Source organism: Archangium sp. (assembly GCF_036388035.1).
Classification (GTDB): Bacteria; Myxococcota; Myxococcia; order Myxococcales; family Myxococcaceae; genus Archangium.
This window is the reverse complement of record NZ_DASVSO010000458.1, coordinates 1-2,454: the sequence shown is the minus strand read 5'-3', so window position 1 is coordinate 2,454 and position 2,454 is coordinate 1. Positions and strand designations below refer to the sequence as shown.

Below are 2,454 nucleotides of genomic sequence, written 5' to 3'. Positions count from 1 at the left end.
TGGACGCAGAAGTACCGCAAGACGTTCTCGGGCCTGGTGGAGCACGAGTACGACGAGCCAGTGCCGGACGAGGCCTGGAAGCAGAACGCGGAGACGGTGCGCTCGGCGCTGAGCTGGTTCTTCAACTCGCGCTGGCCGGAGCTGGCGCGGGGGCTGAAGCCAACGCAGTGGCTGGAGGTGGACGCGGGAGCCGAGTTCTCCACCTTCACGCTGGAGGGGGTGAAGGTGTTCGCCATCCCCGACTTCGCCTACCTGGAGGCGGACGGCACGCCGGTGGTGGTGGACTGGAAGACGGGGAAGGCGCGGGACGGGTACGACGAGCAGGTGCTGGGCTACGCGCTGTACGTGACGCAGCGCTACCGGCTGCCGCTGGAGAAGGTGCGCGCCTCGCTGGTGTACCTGAATGACGGGGTGGAGCACGCGGTGCAGGTGGACCGCGACGCCATGGAGGGCTTCAAGTCGCGCTTCGCGCAGAGCGTGGCGCGGATGCGCGAGCTGCTGGCGGACCCCGTCACCAACACGCCCAAGGACGAGTCCGCCTTCCCTCCCACGGAGGAGCTGTCGGCGTGCGTGCGCTGTGCCTTCCGCCGCCCCTGCGGTCGCGAGGGAGCGGTGGCGGCGACGAAGGTGGCCTGAGGCCTACCGGCTCGCGGAGAGGCGTCGCACGACGACGCCCGCCGCGTTCATGCCGAACACGGAGGTGACGAAGGCCACGCTGCCATCAATCTGGTTGCGGTGCTCGCAGCTGTGGAAGTCGTTGTCGTTGGGGCACACGCACGAGAAGCCGTCGTCCGCGTCGTAGCGCAGGGACAGGGGCTGGCGCCGCGCCTCGATGGAGTACACGGCGGTGATGCCCGTGGGCCGCTCGGTGGGCACGCCGTACTTGCGCTTGAGCAGCTTGCGGATGTCCTTGGCGAAGGGGTCCATGTGCGTCTCGCACAGGTCCTCCACGCGGATGGCGGTGGGGTCCAGGCGGGCCGCCGCGCCCATGGAGCTCACCACGGGAATCCCCAGGCTGACGCAGCGGTGCAGCAGGTGCAGCTTCGCCTTCACGTTGTCGATGGCGTCCACCACGTAGTCGTAGCTGCCGGGGGCGAGCAGCTGGTCGGCCAGCTCCTCGCGGTAGAACTCGCGCAGGCCCACCACGTTGGCGTCGGGGTTGATCTCCTTGCAGCGCTGCGCCATCAGCTCCGCCTTGGGCTTGCCCACCGTCTTCGCGGTGGCGTGGAGCTGGCGGTTCCCGTTGGTGACGCACACGGTGTCGAAGTCCACCAGCGTCAGGTGGCCGATGCCGCTGCGCACGAGGCCCTCGGCGGCGTAGCTGCCCACGCCTCCCAGGCCGAATACCATCACTCGGGCCTTGGCCAGCCGCTCCATCGCCGGGTCGCCGAGCAGGCGGCCCGTGCGGTCGAAGCGCCGGTGCAGCTTGAAGGGCTTGGGCTCCGAGGGGGCAGGGGTGCCAGGGGTAGCGGGGACGGTCTCGGGGGGCGTGGGCTGCGGATTCATGGAGGGCCTCTATAGCGCGACCGCTCCCCTACAGCGAAGGCGGGGGGAAGGCTTCCCGGAACAGCCGGCGGGCATTCTCGGTCGTCCGCTGGGCAAGCTCCTCCACGGGCTGCCCCAGTACCCGGGCCATGCCCTCGATGACGCGCGGCAGATAGCCGGGCTCCGAGCGCTGCCCCCGGTGGGGCGTGGGGGCCTGATCCGGGGCGTCCGTCTCGGCCATCAGCCGGTCGGGGGGGATGACGCGCAGGGCATCCAGGGGCTTACGGGCCTCGGCCCAGGTGACGGGGCCCGCGAAGGAGAAGTGGCAGCCCTTCTGGATGTAGAAGCGCGCCAGGTCCACGCCTCCGCCGTAGCTGTGCATCAGCACGCCGGCCTCGGGCAGGGGTCCCTCCTTGAAGAGCTCGATGAGGGCGGGGTGCGCGCGGAAGCAGTGCATCAGCACCGGCAAGCCGTGCTTGCGCGCGAGCTCCAGGTGCCGCCGCAGCACCGCCACCTGACGCTCCATGGGCGCTCCCGCGGTCGAGGGCCCATCCAGGCCACACTCGCCCACGGCGATGGCACCCCCTTGCGAGAGCAGCGCGTCCAGGCGCTCGAGGTGCTGCTCGTCCTCCTCGGGGGGGATGTCTGGGAGGAGCTGGGGGTGGATGCCGAGCCCCACCTGGAGGCGCGGCTCGGCGCGGGACATGGCGAGCAGGGGCTCCCAGTTCTCCGGGCCCACGCCGGGAATGAGGATGCCGTGCAGTCCAGCGGCCCAGGCGCGGGCGATCACGTCGTCGCGGTCCGGATCGAAGCGCGACGCGTCAAGGTGGCAGTGGGTGTCAATCATCGGAAAGGTCCGGGGGTGCTTCGTTCATCCGTCGTTCATCCCGAGACAGCAGGAGGGGTGTAGGTGCATCAAGCCGCCTCCCGTGGGCCCGCGTTGAACCTATACGCAGCGTCGGTTTCGGA

General features: G+C 70.2%; 3 protein-coding genes. 1 reads left to right on the top strand and 2 read right to left on the bottom strand.

The window, feature by feature from the left end:
* Window positions 1-636 (top strand): PD-(D/E)XK nuclease family protein (locus VF697_RS18425; RefSeq protein WP_331096773.1); only part of this gene is annotated, 636 nt, incomplete at its 5' end.
* A gap of 3 nt (window positions 637-639) precedes the next feature.
* On the opposite strand, the gene VF697_RS18420 is transcribed toward VF697_RS18425, so the two are convergent.
* Together VF697_RS18420 and VF697_RS18415 are read right to left on the bottom strand one after the other, a co-directional pair.
* Window positions 640-1,506 carry a tRNA threonylcarbamoyladenosine dehydratase gene (locus VF697_RS18420; protein WP_331096771.1) on the bottom strand — a complete coding sequence of 289 codons (867 nt, stop codon included), beginning with the start codon at window positions 1,504-1,506 and terminating at the stop codon, window positions 640-642.
* Window positions 1,507-1,534: 28 nt separating this feature from the next.
* Entirely contained in the window at window positions 1,535-2,332 is a 798-nt protein-coding gene (locus tag VF697_RS18415; protein WP_331096768.1) for a TatD family hydrolase, read from the bottom strand.
* Between the last annotated feature and the right edge of the window lie 122 nt (window positions 2,333-2,454).

Bases quoted from the DNA above. Each gene is read 5' to 3' on its own strand.
- VF697_RS18420 (WP_331096771.1), bottom strand. From the start codon at position 1,506: ATGAATCCGCAGCCCACGCCCCCCGAGACCGTCCCCGCTACCCCTGGC.
- VF697_RS18415 (WP_331096768.1), bottom strand. From the start codon at position 2,332: ATGATTGACACCCACTGCCACCTTGACGCGTCGCGCTTCGATCCGGAC.